Here is a 20,047-nt window from a genome sequence, read left to right on the forward strand (position 1 = left end):
CCGCCGCGTCAGGGGATCGGGGTCTGAAGATGATAGTCGGAGACGATCTTCGGGCATGGCTGAGCGACGGGGCAGCGCAACGACGCACCCGCAAGGAGATCGACACTTTCGCCGCCCAATGGCGCGGGGGAACGGTCCGCCGGTCGCTCGCGGCGCAGATGGCCTTGCCGCCCCACGCAAGCGCAGAGCAGGTGCGGGACGCGGCCTGCCGGCTGTTCGCCGAACCTTCATGGGTCGATAGGCTGATCGGCAACCTCGCCGCGGCGCTGCGGCACGACCCGTTCTTCGAGCCTCCTTTCCAGGACATTCACGGCGACATCCACCGGGGACTCGTGCTGCTCGAGGACGATCTCGTGTCGATCGCGATGGGCGTCACCAACATTGCCTCCCTCGCGGCCAGGAAGATCGGCAAGAGCGCGCGCGCCTCGGTCGCCTTCTCGGGCCATGTCGAGGTGTTCAAGTTCGTAAAGGCGGGCGGCGCCCGCCTCTCCTTCTGGACCGCGCCGTTGATCGGCGAAGACTTCATGGCAGCCGAGGCGGGCCGCTGTCGGCGCGCCGGCGAACGGCGCATCGAAGACGGCGAGATCCTCGTGCTCGACGGACGGTGCGAAAGCTTCGTCGTAGAGCATGCAACGAGCAACCTGCTCCTTCTTCAGGCGACGGCAAAGCCGGACCGTGCGCCGGTCAGCGTCGAATATGATTCGGAGAGCCACGAATATGTCGGCTGCAGCGCGGCCGACGACAGTGCGTCGCGAATCCAGATGTTGACGACACTGCTGCGCAAGCTGGGGCACGACGCCGCAGTTCCGGCCATGGCGGAATTCCTGGATCATCCAAACTTCTTCGTCCGCTGGCACGTGATGCGCGAACTCCTCGGCCTCGACGTGGTTGCGGCGATGCCGCACCTCAAGCGGATGGCCGCGCGCGATCGCCATCCGGAGACCCGGCGGGCGGCGCGCGCCGTTCTCGATCAAATCGAAGCGCCGCGCGTGGCGCCGCGCAAGGTGGCCTGATGGCACGGGTCGTCGCCTGCGAGGCCATGGAGGCGATCGAGCTCGGGGACCTCGTTCAGGCGCTCAACGATGAGTCGTTTGACCCTGCCGAAGAGGAGAGCTTCGCGGCCGTCGCGCCGCTGCTGAAGCGGCTGGCCAACAACCGCCATTTCCTCGCCGAAATGGCGGTCGCCGAGCTCAAGGATCGCTGCCATCGGCAGACTCTTGAAAATCGCTACAGCGCCCAGGTGCTGATCCTGCATCGGGCCACCGAGAAATTCTTCATTCGCGCCAATTTTTGGCCTTCCGAGCGCGACAGCGTGCTGAAGGCGAGCGGTACGTCGCCCTTCTTCTACCACGTGCCGCACGACCACAATTTCTCCTTCCTCACCGTCGGCTATTTCGGCCCCGGCTACTGGAGCGAATATTACGAGTATGATTACAGCCGGGTCGTCGGCCTGCCCGGCGAGAAGGTCGACCTGACCTTCGTCGAAAAGACGCGTCTCGAGACCGGCAAGATCATGCTTTACCGTGCCCATCGCGACGTCCACGACCAGCTGCCTCCCGACGATCTTTCGGTGTCGATCAACATCATGGAAGCCTCGAACCGGCTGCCTTTTCTCAGCCAGTATCGGTTCGACGTGAAAAGATGCGAGATTGCAGGCATCCTCACGCACACGTCCAGCGAGGCGTTGCTCGCGCTGGCCGCCAATCATGACGGGGCGAATTCCCGCGACCTGGTCGAGAGCTTCGCCGCGCACCATCCCTGCGACCGCATCCAGTTCGCCGCCATTCGCGAGCTGGCGGGCTCGGCCGCGGATGCGGATCAAGGACTCGAGACGCTGGCCCGCGGCGCGGCATCGGGCAACGCCTTCGTCGCCGGGATGAGCCGCCGCGAAATGGAGAAACTTCAGGCGAACCGGAGCTGGATCGAGGGCAGTCGCCCGCGCGAGAAGCGGCCCGAACTCAGCCCCGCCGCGGCGGAATGTCGCGATAATTGCCCTGCAAGCGAAGCATCCAGCCTGGATATTCGTCCGCAAGCTTGCTGACCTCGTCGAGCCGCGCAACTTCCTCGGCGGTAAGCTCGACCTCCACGGAGGCAAGATTGTCGTCGAGCTGCTCCCGGCGCCGCGCGCCGATGATCACCGTCGATACCGCTGGCTGGTGGAGCAGCCAGGCGAGCGCCATCTGGGCGACGCTGCGCCCCTTGGCGGCTGCCAGTTCGTCCAGCACGTCGACGACCGCATATCCGCGCTCCAGGTCGACCGGCGGAAAGTCGAAGGTGGCGCGGCGGCCATCGGTGTCGGCGCCGCGCCGATACTTTCCCGAGAGGAACCCGCCGGCGAGCGGGCTCCACACCATCAGCCCGACGCCCTCCGAGGCGAGCATCGGCACGATCTCCCGCTCGAGGTCGCGGCCGACCAGGGAATAATAAGCCTGGAGCGAGGCGACCCGCGCAAGCCCGCGCCGTTCGGCGATGCCGACTGCCTTGGCGACCTGCCAGGCCGCCCAGTTGGAGACGCCGACATAGCGCACGATGCCGCGGCGGACGAGACTGTCGAGCGCTTCCAGCGTCTCCTCGATGGGCGTGGTCGGATCGAAGCCGTGGATCTGGTAGAGGTCGATATAGTCGAGCTGAAGCCGCTCCAGACTGGCTTCGACCTGGGCCATGACATGGTGGCGCGACGCACCCGCCCCATTCGGCCCCTGTCCCATCCGTCCGTAGACCTTGGTCGCGACCAGCACCTCGCCGCGGCTCACGCCGAGGTTGCGCAGCGACTGACCGAGGATGCGCTCGGACAGGCCTTTCGAATAGACATTGGCCGTATCGATGAAGTTGATGCCCGCGTCGATGGACGCCTTCACCAGCGAATCCGCCTCCTCCTGCTGGACGCGGCCGATATTGCCCCACATGCCTTCGTCGCCGCCGAATGTCATGGTGCCGAGGCAAAGCTCCGAGACGTAGAGGCCGGTGCGGCCGAGCGGATTGTAGCGCATGCGAAGAGCTCCGTCTGGTATGGGCGGAACGACGGAATCACCGAGGGGCGGGATCGGCCGCCGATCAGGCCTCCCGCCGTTCGAGCGCGTCGTTCATCTCGCCGATGCGGTACCAGCGATAGCCATAAGGTTCGATGACGATCGTGTGACGACCCGCCTCGTCGCCGTCGTCGTGATCGCCGTCGAGCAGGTCGACCAGCTTGCGCTTCGTGCCGCCGGTCGCGTCGAGGCCGAACGTGATCTCGCGCGGCCGGTCGCTGAAATTGTGGACGATGAGGACGGAGGCGCCGCGCCACTCGTAGCGCAGCGCCAATATGTCCTTGGGCGACCTGACGATATCGAAATCGCCATAGCCGATCTCCGGGGTCTCGCGCCGAAGGCGGATCAGGCGCTCGGTCCAGTTGAGCAGCGAATCGGGATCACGTCGCTGCTCGGCGACATTGATGTGGCGATACCCATATGGTCCGTCGGCGATGACGGGACACGCGCTGCTTTCGTTCAGCGTGAAGCCGCCGTTCGGCGCATTGTCCCACTGCATCGCGGTGCGGACGGACTCGCGCTCCGGCAGAGCCAGGTCGTCGCCCATGCCGATCTCGTCTCCGTAGCGGATCACCGGCGTTCCGGGCAGGCTCATCAGCACGCTGTTGGCAAGCTCGACCCGACGTCGGTCGCCGCGCAGCATGGGCGCGAGCCGGCGGCGGATGCCCCGATCGAAGAGGCGCATTTCCGGGTCCGGCGCGAAGGCGGCGAACGTCGCCTCCATCTGCTCCTCGGTAAGATTGCTGAGGTCGAGCTCGTCATGGTTGCGCAGGAAATGGCACCACTGGCCGGTCTCCGGTCGATTGCGGGTGTCCTTCAGCGCTTTCTTGAGCGCGCTCGCATCGCCGGAGGCATGGGCATAGAAATGGGTCCGGTTGGCCGGAAAGTTGAACATCATGTGCAGTCGGTCGGCATCGCGGCCGAAATATTCGAGGCTTTCCTTCGGCGGGACGTTGGCTTCGGCCAGCATGACGCACTCGCCGTTGCGCCACTGCGCGAACGCCCGGAAATCGCGCAGCATCTGATATTTCAGCTCCGGCTCGCCCGCTCGAGGGCTGTCTTCGGCGATGATGAAGGGAACCGCATCCATCCGGAAGCCGGATACGCCGAGTTCGATCCAGAAGCCGATGATCCGGAAGATTTCGGCGCGGACATCGGGATTGGCATAGTTGAGATCGGGCTGAAACTTGAAGAATCGGTGGAAATACCAGGCCTTGGCCTCGTCGTCATAGTCCCAGGTGGCGTCCTGGAAGCCGGGAAACACCATGCCCTTGTGAGCATCCTTGGGCTTCGTCTCGGACCAGATATACCAGTCGCGATAGGGCGATTCCGGGTCGCTGCGCGAGGCCTGGAACCAGGGATGCTGATCGGACGTGTGGTTGATGACCAGATCCATGAGCACCCGCATGCCGCGTTCCTTGCAGCCATGGGTGAATTCGACGAAGTCGCCGAGCGTGCCGTAGCGCGGATCGACCGAATAATAGTCGGTGATGTCGTAGCCGTGGTCCTTCCGCGGCGACGGCTGGAAAGGCATCAGCCAGAGAGCGCGCACCCCAAGGCCATGAAGATAATCGAGGCGGCGTGCGAGCCCGTCGAAATCGCCGACTCCGTCGCCATTGGCGTCCATGAAGCTGTCGACCGACAGGCAGTAGATCAGAGCGTTCTTGTACCAGAGTGTTCGGATCATTCGGCCAGGCTCCGCGACAAGGAAGGAAGAACGCGCTCGCCAAAGGCCAGGATGAAGTCGCGCTGGTTACGGCCGACATTGTGCAGGTAGATCTCGTCGAACCCGCAGGCGAGGTCCTCGTTCAGCCACGCGACGTGGCGCTCCGGATCGGCGGAAATGCGGACATGTGAGTCCATGTCCTCCGCCCTCACCTCGGCCGTCGCGCTCTCGAAGGCCTCGGGCGTGCGCAAAGTCTCCGACTGGACAGGCGTGATCGCATTGCTGCGCCACTGGTCGAAGGCCCACTCGCGCGCTTCCGCGTCGCTCGAGCCCCAGGAGAGATGTACCTGCAGGGCTATCGGCTTGCCCTCGCCTCCGCCCGAGCGAAACGCGTCGACGATGGCGACGAGGTCTTTCCGCGGAGCGGAGATGGTTATGAGGCCGTCGGCCCAGCGGCCCGCCCACGCGGCCGTTTCGGGAGTGAGCGCAGGCGCCACGAGCCGGGGCGGCTTCAGCGGGCGGCTGTAGAGCGTCGCATCCCGCACCGGGATCGGGGTGTCGGCATTGACCGTCTCGCCCGCCCAGAGGCGCCGCATGATGTCGGCGGCGGCGCCGAGCCGTGCCCGCCGCAGATCCTTGTCCGGCCAGCCGCACCCGATCACCGCTTCGTTGAGCGCCTCGCCGCTGCCCGGCGCAAGCCACTGCAGGCGGTCGGGAAAGAGCCGGTCGAGCGTCGCCGCAGCCTGGGCGACGACCGCCGGGTGGTAACGCCAGCCACCGGGAATGCACAAGGTGCCGAACGGCAAGGTGGTTGCCTGCATGGCGGCGCCGAGCCAGGCCCAGACGAAGCCGGAATGGCCCTGTGCCCGACTCCAGGGATGGAAGTGGTCCGAGGACATGACCGCCTGAAAGCCGGCGGCCTCGGCCTCGCGGACATGATCGAGCAGCGCCTCGGGCGCGAACTGCTCGTGCGACGCGTGATAGCCGATCAGAGCCATGCGGGCCCGACCAGCGCAGCAGGCGCGGCAGCACCACCGAACTTCCTTGAACCGTGCCTGCCCTTTCGCCGCATCTCATGTCTCCGCCGGGAAAATCTCCCAACGGGGCGGCGCGCCCGACGTTCCACCGACCGGCTCGCCGGACGGCGCGTCCTCGGCCGTCCGGTCGAGCCTCCGCGGCCGGATGTTCAGAGCGTCGCGTGAACCGTCGCGACCGCCTTCATCACTGCGGCGACCCTGGCGGCCGTCTGGATGATCTCGGCGTTGACGCCGTGCTGGGAGAGCACGCGTTCATGGCTGTCGATGCACATTCCGCAACCGTTCTGGGCGCTCACCGCCAGGCTGAACAGCTCGAAATCGGCCTTGTCGATGCCGGGGTTGCCGATCGCGTTCATCCTGAGCTTGGCGGGAAGCGTGCCGTACACAGGGTTGGAGGCGAGGTGGACGAAGCGGTAATAGACGTTGTTCATCGCCATGACCGCCGCGGCCGAACGGGCGGCATTGGCATAAGCGTCGTCGATCTTGCCTTCGACCTCCGCCTCGGCGGCGGCGACGAGCGGCCGATAGCCGGTGCCGTGCGCACAGGCGAGGATCAGGCCGAGCTTGCGATTGTCGCCGAGCGTCTGGTCGTTGAGCAGCGAGCTGACATTGAGCCGCAGATCCTTCGCATATTCAGGAAGGGTGTCGGCGAATTCCTTTAGCGAATGCATGGGGTTCCTCATTCCTAGCGACCCCCTCCCGCGCGGGCAGGGGTCAGGGTTGGCGGGTCCACCGGCAGCGAGGCTCCCGATAGAGATCCGCCCGCGCCTCCCTGCGTGCAGGAAGGGTGGATCGAATGAAAAAGGGGCGCGGCAACCTGGGTCGCCGCGCCCCTCCTCAGAGGTCCGAACGCCTGGTTCGGGACTTGCCGGAGCGCTAGGGGCGACGCTCAGGCCGCAGGCTTCAGGACCTCTTCACCGGCCGTCCAGTTGCACGGGCACAGCTCGTCGGTCTGCAGCGCGTCGAGAACGCGAAGCGTCTCCTGCGGGTTGCGGCCGACATTGAGGCCGTTCACCGTGACGTGCTGAATGACGTTGTCGGGATCGATGATGAAGGTGGCACGATAGGCGACCCCTTCCTCACGATCCAGGATCCCGAGCGCGGAGGCGAGATCCTTCTTGTTGTCCGCGATCCACGGGAAGTCCGCATTGGCGAGCTGCTCGTCCGAGCGGCGCCAAGCGAAGTGGACATGAGCGGTGTCGGTCGAGGCGCCGATCAGGACGGCGTCGCGATCCGCAAAATCCTGCTTCAGCTCGCCATAGCCCACGATTTCGGTCGGGCAGACGAAGGTGAAATCCTTGGGCCAGTAGAAGAGGATCTTCCACTTGCCGTTGGTCTCGGCAAGATCGATCGTCTCGCCAGCCGGAAGGGCGGACGTGCCCTGCTGAACCGGAAGCGTGAGATCGGGAAGCTTGTCGCCAACGGTAAGCATGCAGCTTTTCTCCTGTTTTCTTGATTGATGACGCGCGGTCTGTCGTCGAGGCCGCCATATAGGGGCTGGATTCGATCGTGCCAATTGATTAGATCGCTGGTATTGATCGATTGAGGCGATGAGCTCATGTCGAGCCAGCCGCCGGGAAGGCCGCGATGTCGACTTGCCTGTCCGTGCCCGAGCCGCTCATGGTCGAAGAAGGTTTCCGGCTGCTTCCCCGGCAACCGAGCGAGCCTTCGGGAAGGCGGCCGCTATGAGCTCGTACCTGCCCACGCTCAAGCAGCTCCAATATCTGGTCGCGCTCAAGAATCATGGCCATTTCGGTCGCGCCGCCGAAGCCTGCTTCGTCACCCAGTCGACCTTGTCGGCGGGCATCAAGGAGCTGGAATCGCTGATCGGCGTCACGCTGGTGGAACGCACCCGGAGGGTGGTCCGCTTCACGCCGCTGGGGTTGCGCGTCGCGGAAAAGGCGCAGCGCATCCTGCGCGAGACCGAGGATCTCGCCGACATGGTGCGGGCATCGGGCAAGCCACTGGCGGGCGAGCTCAGGATGGGCGTGATTCCGACCATTGCGCCATTCCTGCTGCCCACGCTGCTGCCCAAGCTGCGGAGCGAATGGCCCGATCTCAAGCTCTACCTCCGCGAGGAGACCAGCCAGTCGGCCTGCGATTCGCTGCGCCGGGGCCAACTCGACTGCGTTCTGCTCGCCCTTCCTTATGCCTGCGGCGACGTCGAAACGGCCGAGCTGTTCGAGGACCGGCTAATGGTCGCCTTCCCTTCCGGAATGGCCGACGGGCTGCCCTCCGCCGTGCCGCCCGGATCGATCGACGAGGACAAGCTGCTTCTGCTCGAGGACGGCCACTGCCTCAAGGACCATGTCCTGTCCGCCTGCAACCGGCCCGAGCTCAGGGCGCAGGCTTCGATCCTGGGCACGTCGCTGCACACCATGGTGCAGATGGTCGACAACGGCCTCGGTCTCACGATCATTCCCCAAATGGCGGTGGACGCCGGCATCCTCGAGGGCACCAGCGTCGAAGCCCGGCCGCTCGACGCGGATCACCCGACGCGGCTCATCGCCTTGGTGTGGCGCCGGGGCAGCCCGCGCGAGAAGGAATTCCGGCTGCTCGCCGACGCGCTCAAGGCTGCGGCCTGAGACTTACCGCCACCGACCGGTACCGTCGGCCAGCACATCCTTTCGCCAGAACGGGGCGCGCGTGCGTATCTGCGCGACCAGCCAGGCGCAGGCGGCCAGAGCCTGATCGACGTCCGGCGCGGCGACCCCGACGAACAGGGCGCGTTCGCCCGGCGCGATCCGGCCGTGCCGGTGAATGAGGATGATAGCCGCGAGCGACCAGCGCGCCTCGGCTTCCTCGGCGATGGCCTGCAGCTCGGACCGGGCGAGGCCGGCATGATGATCGACCCAGACATGCTCAACGTCCTCGTCGGTCTCGATCTGCCCGGCGAAGCCGGTCACCGCCGTCTTCTTGAGCTCGCCCAGCCGGGCGAGCTGGCGGCCGGGATCGAAGTCGCCGGCCTGTACCCTGATGTCGATCATGGCGCCCTGACCCTTACAACACGCCTACCGGCGGAAACAGGGCCACCTCGACCGCCCCGAACAGGCTATCGCCGCGCTCGGCCCATTCTCCGGCGATCGCGGCCCGAAAGTCCTCGCTTCGGGCGAGCGCAGACGCGTGCGGCTCGCCCCGGTCGCGCAGCCAGGCCAGGAGATCCTCGACCGTCAGCACATGGCTTGGAAGGTCGACATGCTCGCGGTCGCGCCCGATATCGTCCCGGAACCGGCCGTAATAAAGGATCTCCAGCGCCGCCATTAAGCCCTCAATCCATGTGCCTCAGGCCGACGCGCAGATAGTCCCAGCCGGTGAGCAGGGTCAGCGCCGCCGCCGCCCAAAGGCAGACGACCCCGAACAGATAGACCCATGACCAGCTCGGCAACGCGCCGGCGAGGATCAGCGCGCCGAGCGACACGAGCTGCAAGGTCGTCTTCCATTTGGCCAACTGGCTGACCGGAACCGAGATGCGCAGGCCGGCGAGGAATTCGCGAAGGCCCGACACGATGATCTCGCGAAGCAGGATGACCAAGGCCGGGATGAGATGCCAGTCGGCAATGATGGGAGTCCCGTCGGAACCGGGACGGGCGGCCAGCATCACGATCACCGCCGCCACCATGATCTTGTCTGCGATCGGATCGAGGAAGACGCCCAGCCTCGACACCGTTCCTTGAGCGCGGGCGAGATAGCCATCGAAATAATCGGTGATTCCCACGAGGCAGTAGAGGACGAAGGTGACCGCATAGTCGTACCATCCCGGCTTCCACAGCAGGAAGACGAGGATCGGCACCGCCAGGATCCGCGACAGGGTCAGCAGGTTCGGCAGGGTCAGCATCGGCGTCCGCCCTTACCCTGCCCCGCCGCCAAGGCCAATGGCCGGCTGCGACCAGGTCCCCGAGGAACAGGTTGCCCCCGTTATGCCGGCCTGCGTAGGACGCAGGCAGGCGTGTGACCGGTCCGCGACAATTTCGCGACCGGCTGCCCGGCGAACCGATGACAGGACGTTTCATGCGCTCGCAGCGACCGTTCGCCCGGCGCACGTCGGGCTTGTGCGGCTCTGCTCGGTCGGCCAAACAGTCGTCCGAACTCTCACGGAGACACCATGCGCCGCCTCCTCACCTTTGCCCTTCTCGCCGCCAGTGCCCTCAGCGCCGCACCAGCCGCCCGCCCGATCCAGTTCGCCGAGCAGGCACCCGCAGGCGGTGCCCTCGTCCTTCCGCTCGGCAGCGCCGACGAACTGGCGACGAGGGGCACGATGCTGGACGGCGCGACCCGCGAGGCCGTCAGCCGGGCGCTCGCCTCTGCCGACTTCCGCTATCGTGCCGGCGACACGCTGGCGCTGCGCGGGCTTGGACCGTGGACCCAGATCCTGATCCTCGGCACGACCGGCGAAGGCGACCAGGCGGTACGGCTCCAGACGCTCGGCGGCACCGCAGCGCAGGAGACGGCACGCGAGAACGGGCCGGTGGCGATCGCCGCGACCGGCCTCGGCACCGGCGCCGCCGCCGCGGCGCAGATCGGCGTCGGCGCCCGCCTCGGCGGCTATCGCTTCGATCGATATCGCAGCGCGGATCCGGAACATCCGCGGCGTCCCGGCGAGGACGCGCCGCTGACCATCCTCACCGACGATGCCGCGGCGGCCCGCGCGGCGTGGCAACGCGACGGCGAGGCGATGGCCGAAGCGGTATATTTCGCGCGCGACCTGATCACCGAACCCGCCAACATCATCTATCCCGAATCGTTCGTCGAGCGGACCCGAGAAGCGTTCCGGGGGATCGACGGCGTGCGAATCGAGGCGCTCGACGTGCCGGCGATGGAGCAGCTCGGCATGAACGCCATATTGAGCGTCGGCCGCGGATCGGCGCGCCCGCCGCGAATGCTGATCGTCGAATATCGCGGCCCCGGCTCGCAAGATGCGCCGGTCGTGCTCGCCGGCAAGGGCATCACCTTCGACTCCGGCGGCATCTCGCTGAAGCCCGGCAGCGGAATGTGGGCGATGAAGGGGGACATGGGCGGCGCCGCCGCCGCGGTTGCGACGGTGCTCAGCCTGGCGAAGTCGCGCGCGCCGGTCCACGCCGTGGCGATCGCCGCCCTGGCCGAGAACATGCCCAGCGGCACCGCGAGCCGCCCCGGGGACGTGGTCCGGGCGATGAACGGGCGAACGATCGAGATACTCAACACCGACGCCGAAGGGCGGCTGGTGCTCGCCGACGCGGTCGCGCTCGCCGAACAGCGCTTCCGGCCGGCGGCGATCGTCGACATCGCCACGCTGACCGGAGCCGTCAGCACGGCGCTGGGCGACGAATATGCCGGACTGTTCAGCCGCAGCGATGCGCTCGCAGACCAGCTCCTCTCCGCCGGCCGCGCCGCCGGCGAGGAATTGTGGCGGCTACCGCTCCACAAGAATTATGCCGAGGACATGCAGTCGGACATTGCCGACATCAAGAACGTCGTCGAAGGCGGCGGTCCAGGCGCGGGCCTCGGCGCCCACTTCATCGGCTCCTTCATCGCCGACACCCCCTGGGCGCATCTCGATATTGCCGGCGTGGATGTGAGAAGCAGCGCGACGCCTACCGTTCCCGAAGGCATGGCCGGTTTCGGCATACGCCTGCTCGATCGCTTCATACGAGATTTCCGCCCCGTCGCCGACACCAGCAGGCGCGACTGATCCGCGTGACGAAACGCTCCAAGCGCCTCGCATGACCCCGTCGCTTTACCTGCTCGGCCGGCGCCGCTTCCTGCCGCTCTTTGCCACGCAGCTGCTCGGCGCGTTCAACGACAATCTGTTCAAGAACGCGATGGTCCTGTTCGTCGTCTACCAGGTCTATAATGACGAGCAGTCGGAGACGTGGTTCAGCGCGATCGCGACCGGCGTGTTCATCCTGCCCTTCTTCCTCCTTTCGGCGCTCTCGGGGCAGCTCGCCGACGCCCGCGACAAGGCGAAGATCATCCGCCTGGTGAAGCTCGCGGAGATAGCGATCATGGTCGTGGGCGCCGCCGGCCTGTTTCTCGCGTGGATGGGCCTCGCCACGAGCACGGTCGCCATCCCGATGATGCTCCTCGCCTTGTTCGCGATGGGGGTGCATTCGACCTTCTTCGGCCCCATCAAATATGCGATCCTGCCCCAGCATCTGCGCCCCAACGAGGTGCTTGGGGGCACCGGCCTGGTCGAGGCGGGCACCTATATCGCCATCCTCGGCGGCACCATTCTTGCGGGCGTCATACCCGTCGAAGCTTCCGCAATCGCCGTCATCCTGGTCGCGCTGGTCGGCTACCTTTCCGGCCGCCAGGTGCCGCCGGCGCCGGCACTCGAGGAAGGCCACAAGATCGACCTCAACATCATCCGGTCCTCGATCCGCCTAGTCGGCGCGACGATGCACATTCCGCGCCTGTTCCTGGCGATCGTGGCGATCAGCTTCTTCTGGACGATCGGAGCGGTACTGTTCATCCAGTTCCCACCCCTGGTGAAGAACGTGCTGACCTCCGACCGCGCCGTCGCCAGCCTCTTCCTCGCCATCTTCTCGGTCGGCGTCGCGATCGGATCGGTAGCCATCAACCGGCTTCTCAAGGGCCAGGTCTCGGCGCGCTACGCCGCGCCCTCGGTGATCATGATGGGGCTGTTCGTCGTCGCCTTCCACTTCAGCGCGGCAAGCTGGGTCGGCGCGCCGGGCGACGAGCTCTACGACATCGGCGCCTTCCTCGATCATCCCGGAGTGCTGCCCCTGGTCGGTGCGCTGCTCGGAATCGCTGTGGCCGGGGGCATGTTCGTCGTGCCCCTCTACGCCTTCCTCACCACCACGGTGCGCAAGTCGGAGGCTGCGCGCACCGTGGCCGCGAACAATATCGTCAATTCGGGCGCGATGGTCGGCGGATCGCTGATCGCGATCGCCTTGTCGCTCGCCGGTGTGGCGACGGCGGACCAACTGCTGCTGGCGGCCGCCATGTGCCTCGTCTCGGCCTGGCTAGCCTGGCGCCTGCACAAGGCCTGCGTCGACAATGACTGCGCCGACACCGAAGGCTTGCCGCCGACGGTCTGAGGCTCTCCGGCGGCGCCTGGATTCGACGGACCCCTCGACGAGGCCGCCGTTCGCATGACGCCGTGCGGCTCCGGCGCCCCTGCGAATTTGACGAAATTGACAGTCGCCATGCGCGCGCTCGTATCGCGCGCGCGTACGCACGCACGCCCCGGCGCGACGGCCCGAACGGCGCCGCGTCGGCCGCATGACGGGCCGGTCGTCGGACGAGTGCGCGAACGCACCATCATGCTTCGCACCTCACGATTTCAAAGAGCGCCGAGCTTCCGCGTCCGGAAAGCGTCCGGTCGGCTCCAGTACCCCGCCTCGTACAAAATGTCAAGAACAAATGGAGAACTGCAGTTCGCAGTAACTCACACAGAGAATGAAGCACGGGTCCCAAATATCGGAATGATCGCCGAATAATTCATAGATCGGCAATTGGACGTGCAGGCCGCGCCCGCATGCTCACAGCGGGCGTTGCGGCCGATTCAGCCGATCAGGGTTCCGAAAAAGATCAGGCCGCCGATCCAACCGGTGGCGACGAGCCGGAGGTCGTCCAGCCAGCTTTCCCGGTCTCCGGCGGAGCGGCCGCGCGCGGAGGCAGGCAGCGTAGCCGAAGCCGACTTCTTGACCATGTCCAGCATGGTGGCCCCCGATCCGGGGAAACAGGGTTCGGCACGGCGCACGATCAAAGGCGACAGGCGGTTCATGCCCGTCATTAAGATTTCATTTACCAGAAAGTTGCAAGGGCCCCACCCCGCTCCGCCGTCCGCCGTGCCGTGGCGGGACAGGTCCTGTCCCTTCGCTCATCCAGGCGCATCGGCTCGCAACCGTTCGCCGCCGGTCCGTTTCGCCCGCAAGGGCCAGCCGGCGCGATACCGGTCGAGTCCGGCCCCCTAGGGGGCCGTCGGCACAGGAAGCGAAAGCTCGGTCACGGCCACCCGGCGGCCGGAGAAAAAGTCGACGAGCAAAGGTGCCACGTCCGGATGCGCCTCGAACAGATCGTGGCCGCCGTTGCGGACGACGATCCGGTGCCGATTGCGAAGCCCGGCGGCGGCGATCTCCTGCTCCTCCAGCGGCGTGCGCACATCGAGCTCACCAGCCAGCCAAAGGACCGGATGCCCTGCCCCGACCTCGCGGCGGAACGCTTCGCCCAGCTCCAAGCCCGGCACCGCGCCTCGCAGCTGCGGCATGGGAAAGTTGAGCGCCGTGCCGGAGATGGAGCGGGGCGCCTGCCGGAGCACCTCGGCCAGCCGCGCCTCGCCGATCCCGGAGGCGACGTCCATCAACTCGGGCATTCCGGACAGGGTCAGCGGCCGGCGGTAGAAGAATTGCGCCAGTAGCGGCGCGAGCGGTTCGGTCCGGCCGACCTCCAGCGCGGAATAGAGCCTCGCCAATTCGGCCAAACCGCTTGGATTCTTTGCGAGAAATCCCGCCATCATCCGGAGCGTGAAGGAGTCGGCTCGAACAGCGATCTCCCTGCCCTGGCTGCTGAGCGCGACGGACTGCGGCTCCGTATCGAAGCGGGCATGAACGCGGCGCATCAGGGCCGGAAGATCGGAGCCGAGGGCGGCGCCGATCCTCGCGAACGCGGCATCGGCATGGGCCGGCAGCTTGACCGTCTGGTGCATCCCCTCGATCGAGGCCAAAGCGACGCGGCCGATCGAGCCCGGGTGGCGACGCATCGCTGCCAGAGCGAGATGGGTGCCGTAGGAGATCCCCCAGAGGTCGATTCGCTCGGCTCCCAGCGCCCGACGCAGATCCTCGAGATCGTCGGCGCTCTGCTCGGTCGTATAGCGTTCGATCGCGACGCCGGCCGCACGCCAGCGCCCGACACAGGCGACGAATGTGTCGCGATAGTAAGCGGCCAGAGTCTGCTCGTTCAGGATTCGCTCGGGATCGAGGGCCTGCTCGGCCGTGCAGGGCGGCACATGGTTGGACAAGCCGACGCCGCGTTGGTCGAGGGCGATGACATCGGCGACCTGCCGAAGCGCGAGGAAGATCGGCTGCCTCGGCCCGCGTGCGGTGTCGACTCCCGATCCGCCCGGCCCGCCGGCGAGATAGACGATCGGAGCGCCTGGATTCGGATTGGTCGAGCGGAAGCGCACGAAACCGATTTCGATCGGGCGGGAGGCTGCGTCATTGCGATCCTCGGGCACCGAGAATGTGCCGCGCTCGGCCGCCATCTCGGCGCCGTCGGCAAGCCGGAAGGCATAGGGTTCGAGACGCAGTTCCGGAGCCGGCGCCTGCGCCGCGGCCGATGCGCCCGATGCGGCAAGCATGAGCGGGGCGAGCACTCCGATCCGCCATGTCATCGTCAATCCAGCCCTCCTCGTCATCTCTGGCTGCGACGTGCATCGCGACGGCGGAAGGCGTCCAGACGGCGTCGGTGAACGACGGCGCGCGTCGGTAAACGACAACGACAGGGCCGAGCCGGGGAATTATAGTCGCAAGCCATGAAAGCGATCGTGGCGATACTCGCGCTGCTGCTGCTGGCTGCAGCCACGCCGCCGCCGGTCGCCAACGGCCCGCTTCGCCAATGCCAAGGCCCGGACGGTCCGTGCCGCGAGATCTCCTGGTTCGCGCTGAGGATCGCCGGGCGCGAGATCCATATCGAACGCCGCGTGACGGTCGCTCCCGAGGCGCTGCCGCTGTCGCGTCCCCTGATGGTCTGGGTCAATGCCCTCGCAAGCTCCGAAGTGCGCTGGAACGGCGTGCCGATCGGGCGCAACGGCCAGCCGGGCGCGAGCCGTGCCAGCGAGCGGCCGGGCCGCTACGTCGCCAGCATCCCCGTGCCGATCGCGCTGGTTCGGCCGGGCGAGAATGTCGTGTCGCTCCGCCTATCGGCGCATCATCTCCCGCTTCCGGTCCGGCATGCCCTCCATCGATTCGACGTGACGCCATATGAGACCCCGTCGCTGGGCCTCATCGACTATCTGCCGGCGCTGCTGACCATCGGCGCCCTCGCCGCGGCCTTCGTCTATTTCGCCGCTGCCGCGGCACTCGACCGGAGCAGCCGCGATGCCTGGCTGATAGCGGCGATAGCCGGGTTCGCGATCTTGCAACTCGTCGTTGAGGTGGTCCGCGGATTCGTCGCTTATGCCTATCCGTGGCACGTCGCGAGGGTGTCCGCCATCGCGCTGCTGGCGGCGATGACCGCCGTGTTCGCCGCCGCCTATGCGGCGCGCCGGTTCGCGCCCAAGTGGCGCCGGAAGGCGCCCGCGCTCAGCGGCGCAGCGGCGGCGGCCGCCCTCGTCCTGATCTCGTCGTTCGACCTCAAGGCGATGGCGGCGATCCTCGCCGGGCTGCTCGCGCTGGCGGGCTGCGCCGCCGTGGGCCTGCGCGGCGGTCGGCAAGGCGCCGTTGCGGTCCTTGCCGGATCCCTGCTCCTGATCGGGCTGATGGCCTGGCAGCTCACCACCTTCCTCGACCGAACCTACTATTTCGGGGTCGCCGCTTTCCTGGTCCTGCTGGTGGCGGAGCAGGTCGCCATCCTGCGGGGCGAGCGCCGACGCCACGATACCGAGGCGCAACGCGCGGCGGCGCTGCAGGCGCGGCTGCGCCAGGCGAGCGAGGTCGGCGAGGCGATCGTGGAGTTGAGGAACGGCGGCCGGATCGATCGGGTTGCCGAAGGAGACATTCTCTACGTCAGGGCCGCCGACGATTATTGCGATGTCATACTCGCCGACGGACGCACCCTGCTGGTAACCGCAAATCTCGCAAAGCTCCTCACCGGGCTCTCCGATCATTTCGTGCGGGTCCACAAGAGCTACGCGGTCAACCGCCGTCACGTCTCGCGGGTGGCGCCGAAAGCGGGCGGCGGACGCCAGCTCCTGCTTGGCGAAGGGGCGACGATCCCGGTCGGCCGGCGCTATGCCGAGGCGGTCGCGGGGCTGAACGCGGGTGCTTGAGACGTTCGGCGTTTCGAGCGAAGAACGTCCATGCCTCCACCGATCCCTGTCAGACTCGTGCCGCACGATCCGCGCTGGGCCTCGCTGGCCGAGGCCGAAGCGGACCGTATCCGGCGGGCATTCGATCCGGTCCCCCTGCACGTTCATCATATCGGCTCGACCGCGATCCCCGGCATCGCCGCCAAGCCGATCATCGACCTGCTGGCGGTCGCACCGAGCCTTGCCGCACTGGACGCGGCGAAAGCGGCGCTGGAGGCGCTCGGCTATGCCTGGCACGGCGAATACGGCCTGACGGGGCGGCGCTACTGCACGCTCACCCATCCGGCGACCGGCACACGACAGGTCCAGCTGCACGGCTATGGCCGGAGCGATCCGGCCGTCCGTCGCCATCTCGCCTTCCGCGACATCTTGCGCGCCCGGCCCGAGCTTGCCGCGGAATATGAGCAAGAGAAAGCGCGCTGCGCGGCGCTGCACGCCGACGACAGCCACGCTTATACAGACTGCAAGAGCGCCTGGATCAAGCGCGTGGAGACCCGGGCGCTGGAAGGCGCGACGACCTGAGGCCGCTGACCCGGACTCCTGGGCGACCTGCACCCTCGCCAGCAGCCATGCGAAGGGCAGTCCTGGGCGTGTACCCGTAGCGGGCGGACCTTGGCGGCATGCCCTATCGGGCAGGGCCCATCAGCTTGCCAAGCCATGCGACGATCACTTCGGACAGTGCAGCAGGCGCTTCCAGAGGGATCATATGCCCCGAGCCGGCGATGGTGACCAACGTCGAGCGTGGGATGCCGCTGTGGAGCTCTCGAGCCTCATCCAGACTGCGCAGTCGGTCTTCGGTCGCGGCGACGACGAGAGTCGGACATTCGATCTCTGCCAAACGATCCCGATCGCTGGCTCGAACCAGCCTGGATTGGCGCTCGAAGACGTCTCCGCCCAGCCGGTCGCCCATGGCGCGGATGCGAGCGACCATCGCGTCATCCGCATGGTCGGGAGCCAAAGAGGAGAGAATGGCCGAGCGGCTCAAGCCGGTGAACTTCGACACGTTCGATGCACCGGCGACGGTCGCCTTGCGCCGGGCCTGAATTTCGGTGTCCCCGCGAGAAGAGGTGGCAATCAGGACCATTGCCCGGACGCGGTGGGGCGCGCGGCGAGCCGCCTCCCTGGCGACGTAGCCTCCCAGGGAGAAGCCGATCAAGACGATTTGGGCTGGAGCATTGTCCAACAGCCTGCTTGCCATGGCTTCGATGCTCTCATCCCGAGAGAGGTCGGCGTAAGTGAGCCTACCCACCGCCGAGAGACTATTCTCGACGTCGGCCCACAAGTCGCGGTCCAGCATGTAGCCCGGCGCTAGGACGATGTTCACGCCTTCATCATCGCAATTCTGCATGGCGCGAGCTTTAGCTAATTATCGAAAACGATTCAGTGGAAGCGCCCACCCCCGGCCGGCGAGGGCGGGCTAGCGCGACCAGTCCAGCGAATCGATGCCGATCCAGCCGTAAAGGTAATTGGCGTAGAACAGACCGAACAGGACCGTCGCGACGATCGTCGTTCGCAGTGCGATCCGACCGAAGCTGAAGCTGTGCGGCGCGCTGTCGGCATGGCCGGGCTCCGGTTTCCCGCCCTCTTCCTCGCTGGTGCGCACGCCCCAGGGCAGGACGAGGAACAGGCTCAACGTCCAGAACAGGACGTAGATGGCGGCGATCGAGGTGAGCTGCACGGCTGGACTAGACCCTGACGAGAAGGACGCTGACGACCGGCTTCTTGCCGGTCCATTCGGTCGCGGTGCGGCGGACGGCGAGGCGGACGGCTTCCTTAAGCTTGTCTTCGCTGCCGGACGCCCGGCCCGCCGCTTCGGCCGCGGCGGCGCAGGCGGCCTTGAGGAAGGCCTCGCGATCCTCCTCGACCGGGATCCCCTGCATGTCGATCTCGACCTCGCCGGCTAGCCGTCCGTCATGGCCGATCCCGACCGCGACCGAGATCAGGCCGGCAAAGGCGATGCGCCGGCGCTCGTTGATCGTCGTGCCGTCGGCGGGAAGAATGATGTCGCCGTCGAGCACGAAGCGCCCGACTTTCTCCTCGCCGATCTTCTCGGGACCGTCCGGTGCGAGGCGGACCACGTCGCCATTCTTCTGGACGATGCCGTGCGGGATGCCGCGGGCTCGGGCGAAGCGGGCGTGCTCCGTCATGTGGCGCATCTCGCCGTGGACCGGAACGATGATCTCCGGCCGGATCCATTCGTACATGGAGGCAAGCTCGGGCCGGCCGGGATGGCCGGAGACGTGGACCGGCGCCTGGCGCTCGGTGATCATCTCGATCCCCTTGCCGGCCAGCTCGTTCTGAATCCGGGCGATCGCGATCTCGTTGCCCGGTATCTGCTTGGAGGAGAAGATGACGAGATCGCCGCGGTCGAGCTTCAGCTTGTGCTGCTCGAAGGCGATTCGGGCGAGCGCGGCCCGGCTCTCGCCCTGGCCCCCGGTGGCGATGATCATCACCTCGCGGCGCGGCAGCCGCATCGCCGTCTCGAAGTCGATCGTCTCGGGAAAATCGGTGAGATAGCCGACGCTCTTCGACACGCGCAGGATCCGGTCGAGGCTGCGCCCGGCGACGCAAACCTGCCGCCCCGTGTCCTGGGCGACATGACCGAGCGTCTTCAGGCGCGCGGCGTTGGAGGCGAAAGTCGTGACGAGCACGCGACAGTCCGCGCCCTGGATCACTTCGTCCAGACCCGCGCGCACGCCGAGCTCGGAGCCGGACGGCGTCTCGACGAAAACGTTGGTGGAGTCGCAGACCAAGGCGAGCACGCCGCTATCCCCAATCGCACGCAACTCGGCCTCGGTGGACGGATCCCCGAGCTGGGGGCTGTCGTCGAGCTTCCAGTCGCCGGTATGGAAGACGCGCCCATAGGGCGTGTCGATCAGCAGCGCATTCCCTTCCGGGATCGAATGGGCGAGCGGGATGTAGCGAAGGCCGAACGGGCCCAGAGCGAAGTCGTTCAGCATGTCGACGACTTCGAGCTTCACTTCCCCTGTGAGTCCCTCCTCCTCGAGCTTGCCGGCGATGAGGCCCGCGGTGAACGGGGTCGCATAGAGCGGAACACCGAGTTCCCCGGCGAAATAGGGGATGGCGCCGATATGGTCCTCATGGCCGTGGGTGAGGACGATGCCGAGCAGGTCCTGGCGCCGTTCCTCGATGAAGGACAAGTCGGGCAAGACAAGCTCGACCCCGGGATAGGCCGGATCGGCGAAGGTCATGCCGAGATCGACCATGATCCACTTGCCCTGGCAGCCGTAAAGGTTGACGTTCATGCCGATCTCGCCGGAGCCGCCGAGCGCAAGGAAGAGCAATTCGTTTCCGGGCTTCATCTCTCTTTGTCTCTTTTTGTCGTCGC

20 protein-coding genes are annotated in these 20,047 nt (G+C 66.7%); 7 read left to right on the forward strand and 13 right to left on the reverse strand.

The window, feature by feature from the left end; genetic code table 11:
* Positions 1-29: 29 nt before the first annotated feature.
* Positions 30-1,013: a HEAT repeat domain-containing protein gene (locus EKM57_RS00095; protein ID WP_129790440.1), complete on the forward strand. Its 984-nt coding sequence runs from the start codon at positions 30-32 to the stop codon at positions 1,011-1,013.
* Positions 1,013-2,041 (forward strand): transposase, encoded by a 1,029-nt coding sequence (locus EKM57_RS00100; RefSeq protein ID WP_129790441.1) that lies wholly within the window; start codon positions 1,013-1,015, stop codon positions 2,039-2,041. The genes EKM57_RS00095 and EKM57_RS00100 overlap by 1 nt, the downstream gene beginning before the upstream one ends.
* Here the strand turns inward: EKM57_RS00100 and EKM57_RS00105 are convergent.
* The 5 genes from EKM57_RS00105 to EKM57_RS00125 all read right to left on the reverse strand — a co-directional run bounded on the left by EKM57_RS00105 (position 1,959) and on the right by EKM57_RS00125 (position 7,164).
* The gene (locus EKM57_RS00105) at positions 1,959-2,990 is read right to left on the reverse strand and encodes an aldo/keto reductase (protein ID WP_129790442.1); all 1,032 of its coding nucleotides are present in this window, start codon (positions 2,988-2,990) and stop codon (positions 1,959-1,961) included. The two genes, EKM57_RS00100 and EKM57_RS00105, sit on opposite strands and share 83 nt — an antisense overlap.
* 64 nt (positions 2,991-3,054) lie before the next feature.
* Entirely contained in the window at positions 3,055-4,716 is a 1,662-nt protein-coding gene (locus tag EKM57_RS00110; RefSeq protein WP_129790443.1) for an alpha-amylase family protein, read from the reverse strand.
* On the reverse strand, positions 4,713-5,693 hold the full coding sequence (locus EKM57_RS00115; RefSeq protein WP_129790444.1) for a TIGR03885 family FMN-dependent LLM class oxidoreductase: 981 nt from the start codon (positions 5,691-5,693) through the stop codon (positions 4,713-4,715). The genes EKM57_RS00110 and EKM57_RS00115 overlap by 4 nt, the downstream gene beginning before the upstream one ends.
* Before the next feature lie 188 nt (positions 5,694-5,881).
* Positions 5,882-6,403: a carboxymuconolactone decarboxylase family protein gene (locus EKM57_RS00120; RefSeq protein WP_129790445.1), complete on the reverse strand. Its 522-nt coding sequence runs from the start codon at positions 6,401-6,403 to the stop codon at positions 5,882-5,884.
* Between the two features lie 218 nt (positions 6,404-6,621).
* Positions 6,622-7,164, reverse strand: coding sequence for a peroxiredoxin (locus EKM57_RS00125; protein ID WP_129790446.1), 543 nt, complete (start codon positions 7,162-7,164; stop codon positions 6,622-6,624).
* Between the two features lie 253 nt (positions 7,165-7,417).
* On the opposite strand from EKM57_RS00125, the gene EKM57_RS00130 reads away from it, so the two are divergent.
* Positions 7,418-8,317, forward strand: coding sequence for a hydrogen peroxide-inducible genes activator (locus EKM57_RS00130; protein ID WP_129790447.1), 900 nt, complete (start codon positions 7,418-7,420; stop codon positions 8,315-8,317).
* Between the two features lie 3 nt (positions 8,318-8,320).
* Here the strand turns inward: EKM57_RS00130 and EKM57_RS00135 are convergent, their stop codons facing one another.
* The 3 genes from EKM57_RS00135 to pgsA are packed head-to-tail and all read right to left on the reverse strand — an operon-like array spanning position 8,321 to position 9,567.
* Positions 8,321-8,719, reverse strand: a complete 399-nt coding sequence (locus EKM57_RS00135) for a molybdenum cofactor biosynthesis protein MoaE (protein ID WP_129790448.1) — start codon at positions 8,717-8,719, stop codon at positions 8,321-8,323.
* A 13-nt stretch (positions 8,720-8,732) separates the two neighbouring features.
* Complete coding sequence (locus tag EKM57_RS00140; protein ID WP_129790449.1) at positions 8,733-8,993, reverse strand: MoaD/ThiS family protein; 261 nt, start codon at positions 8,991-8,993, stop codon at positions 8,733-8,735.
* Between the two features lie 7 nt (positions 8,994-9,000).
* Positions 9,001-9,567, reverse strand: coding sequence for a CDP-diacylglycerol--glycerol-3-phosphate 3-phosphatidyltransferase (gene pgsA / locus EKM57_RS00145; protein WP_129790450.1), 567 nt, complete (start codon positions 9,565-9,567; stop codon positions 9,001-9,003).
* A gap of 267 nt (positions 9,568-9,834) precedes the next feature.
* On the opposite strand from pgsA, the gene EKM57_RS00150 reads away from it, so the two are divergent.
* Both EKM57_RS00150 and EKM57_RS00155 read left to right on the forward strand, forming a co-directional pair.
* Positions 9,835-11,400 carry a leucyl aminopeptidase gene (locus EKM57_RS00150; protein ID WP_129790451.1) on the forward strand — a complete coding sequence of 522 codons (1,566 nt, stop codon included), beginning with the start codon at positions 9,835-9,837 and terminating at the stop codon, positions 11,398-11,400.
* Between the two features lie 31 nt (positions 11,401-11,431).
* Positions 11,432-12,769 carry an MFS transporter gene (locus tag EKM57_RS00155; RefSeq protein ID WP_129790452.1) on the forward strand — a complete coding sequence of 446 codons (1,338 nt, stop codon included), beginning with the start codon at positions 11,432-11,434 and terminating at the stop codon, positions 12,767-12,769.
* Positions 12,770-13,236: 467 nt separating this feature from the next.
* On the opposite strand, the gene EKM57_RS00160 is transcribed toward EKM57_RS00155, so the two are convergent.
* The gene (locus EKM57_RS00160) at positions 13,237-13,467 is read right to left on the reverse strand and encodes a hypothetical protein (protein ID WP_129790453.1); all 231 of its coding nucleotides are present in this window, start codon (positions 13,465-13,467) and stop codon (positions 13,237-13,239) included.
* A 177-nt stretch (positions 13,468-13,644) separates the two neighbouring features.
* Complete coding sequence (locus EKM57_RS00165; RefSeq protein WP_243450856.1) at positions 13,645-15,063, reverse strand: alpha/beta hydrolase; 1,419 nt, start codon at positions 15,061-15,063, stop codon at positions 13,645-13,647.
* A gap of 141 nt (positions 15,064-15,204) precedes the next feature.
* Here EKM57_RS00165 and EKM57_RS00170 point away from each other — a divergent pair, with 141 nt between their 5' ends.
* Both EKM57_RS00170 and EKM57_RS00175 read left to right on the forward strand, forming a co-directional pair.
* Positions 15,205-16,659, forward strand: coding sequence for a LytTR family DNA-binding domain-containing protein (locus EKM57_RS00170; RefSeq protein WP_129790455.1), 1,455 nt, complete (start codon positions 15,205-15,207; stop codon positions 16,657-16,659).
* A 30-nt stretch (positions 16,660-16,689) separates the two neighbouring features.
* Positions 16,690-17,220 carry a GrpB family protein gene (locus tag EKM57_RS00175; protein ID WP_129790456.1) on the forward strand — a complete coding sequence of 177 codons (531 nt, stop codon included), beginning with the start codon at positions 16,690-16,692 and terminating at the stop codon, positions 17,218-17,220.
* A 103-nt stretch (positions 17,221-17,323) separates the two neighbouring features.
* Here the strand turns inward: EKM57_RS00175 and EKM57_RS00180 are convergent, their stop codons facing one another.
* From EKM57_RS00180 to EKM57_RS00190, 3 genes are all read right to left on the reverse strand, one after another.
* Positions 17,324-18,046 (reverse strand): alpha/beta fold hydrolase, encoded by a 723-nt coding sequence (locus tag EKM57_RS00180; RefSeq protein WP_371414105.1) that lies wholly within the window; start codon positions 18,044-18,046, stop codon positions 17,324-17,326.
* A 69-nt stretch (positions 18,047-18,115) separates the two neighbouring features.
* Positions 18,116-18,376: a DUF1467 family protein gene (locus EKM57_RS00185; protein ID WP_129790457.1), complete on the reverse strand. Its 261-nt coding sequence runs from the start codon at positions 18,374-18,376 to the stop codon at positions 18,116-18,118.
* Between the two features lie 7 nt (positions 18,377-18,383).
* A complete protein-coding gene (locus EKM57_RS00190; protein ID WP_129790458.1) occupies positions 18,384-20,021 on the reverse strand; it encodes a ribonuclease J in 1,638 nt (545 codons plus the stop codon).
* Positions 20,022-20,047 lie beyond the last annotated feature (26 nt).

The sequence above is a fragment of the Sphingosinicella sp. CPCC 101087 genome, assembly GCF_004151485.1.
Lineage (GTDB): Bacteria > Pseudomonadota > Alphaproteobacteria > Sphingomonadales > Sphingomonadaceae > Allosphingosinicella.

Excerpts from the sequence above, each read along its gene's own strand:
- EKM57_RS00095 (WP_129790440.1), top strand. The coding sequence starts at position 30 with ATGATAGTCGGAGACGATCTTCGGGCATGGCTGAGCGACGGGGCAGCG.
- EKM57_RS00100 (WP_129790441.1), top strand. The coding sequence starts at position 1,013 with ATGGCACGGGTCGTCGCCTGCGAGGCCATGGAGGCGATCGAGCTCGGG.
- EKM57_RS00105 (WP_129790442.1), bottom strand. The coding sequence starts at position 2,990 with ATGCGCTACAATCCGCTCGGCCGCACCGGCCTCTACGTCTCGGAGCTT.
- EKM57_RS00110 (WP_129790443.1), bottom strand. The coding sequence starts at position 4,716 with ATGATCCGAACACTCTGGTACAAGAACGCTCTGATCTACTGCCTGTCG.
- EKM57_RS00115 (WP_129790444.1), bottom strand. The coding sequence starts at position 5,693 with ATGGCTCTGATCGGCTATCACGCGTCGCACGAGCAGTTCGCGCCCGAG.
- EKM57_RS00120 (WP_129790445.1), bottom strand. The coding sequence starts at position 6,403 with ATGCATTCGCTAAAGGAATTCGCCGACACCCTTCCTGAATATGCGAAG.
- EKM57_RS00125 (WP_129790446.1), bottom strand. The coding sequence starts at position 7,164 with ATGCTTACCGTTGGCGACAAGCTTCCCGATCTCACGCTTCCGGTTCAG.
- EKM57_RS00130 (WP_129790447.1), top strand. The coding sequence starts at position 7,418 with ATGAGCTCGTACCTGCCCACGCTCAAGCAGCTCCAATATCTGGTCGCG.
- EKM57_RS00135 (WP_129790448.1), bottom strand. The coding sequence starts at position 8,719 with ATGATCGACATCAGGGTACAGGCCGGCGACTTCGATCCCGGCCGCCAG.
- EKM57_RS00140 (WP_129790449.1), bottom strand. The coding sequence starts at position 8,993 with ATGGCGGCGCTGGAGATCCTTTATTACGGCCGGTTCCGGGACGATATC.
- pgsA (WP_129790450.1), bottom strand. The coding sequence starts at position 9,567 with ATGCTGACCCTGCCGAACCTGCTGACCCTGTCGCGGATCCTGGCGGTG.
- EKM57_RS00150 (WP_129790451.1), top strand. The coding sequence starts at position 9,835 with ATGCGCCGCCTCCTCACCTTTGCCCTTCTCGCCGCCAGTGCCCTCAGC.
- EKM57_RS00155 (WP_129790452.1), top strand. The coding sequence starts at position 11,432 with ATGACCCCGTCGCTTTACCTGCTCGGCCGGCGCCGCTTCCTGCCGCTC.
- EKM57_RS00160 (WP_129790453.1), bottom strand. The coding sequence starts at position 13,467 with ATGACGGGCATGAACCGCCTGTCGCCTTTGATCGTGCGCCGTGCCGAA.
- EKM57_RS00165 (WP_243450856.1), bottom strand. The coding sequence starts at position 15,063 with ATGACATGGCGGATCGGAGTGCTCGCCCCGCTCATGCTTGCCGCATCG.
- EKM57_RS00170 (WP_129790455.1), top strand. The coding sequence starts at position 15,205 with ATGAAAGCGATCGTGGCGATACTCGCGCTGCTGCTGCTGGCTGCAGCC.
- EKM57_RS00175 (WP_129790456.1), top strand. The coding sequence starts at position 16,690 with ATGCCTCCACCGATCCCTGTCAGACTCGTGCCGCACGATCCGCGCTGG.
- EKM57_RS00180 (WP_371414105.1), bottom strand. The coding sequence starts at position 18,046 with ATGCAGAATTGCGATGATGAAGGCGTGAACATCGTCCTAGCGCCGGGC.
- EKM57_RS00190 (WP_129790458.1), bottom strand. The coding sequence starts at position 20,021 with ATGAAGCCCGGAAACGAATTGCTCTTCCTTGCGCTCGGCGGCTCCGGC.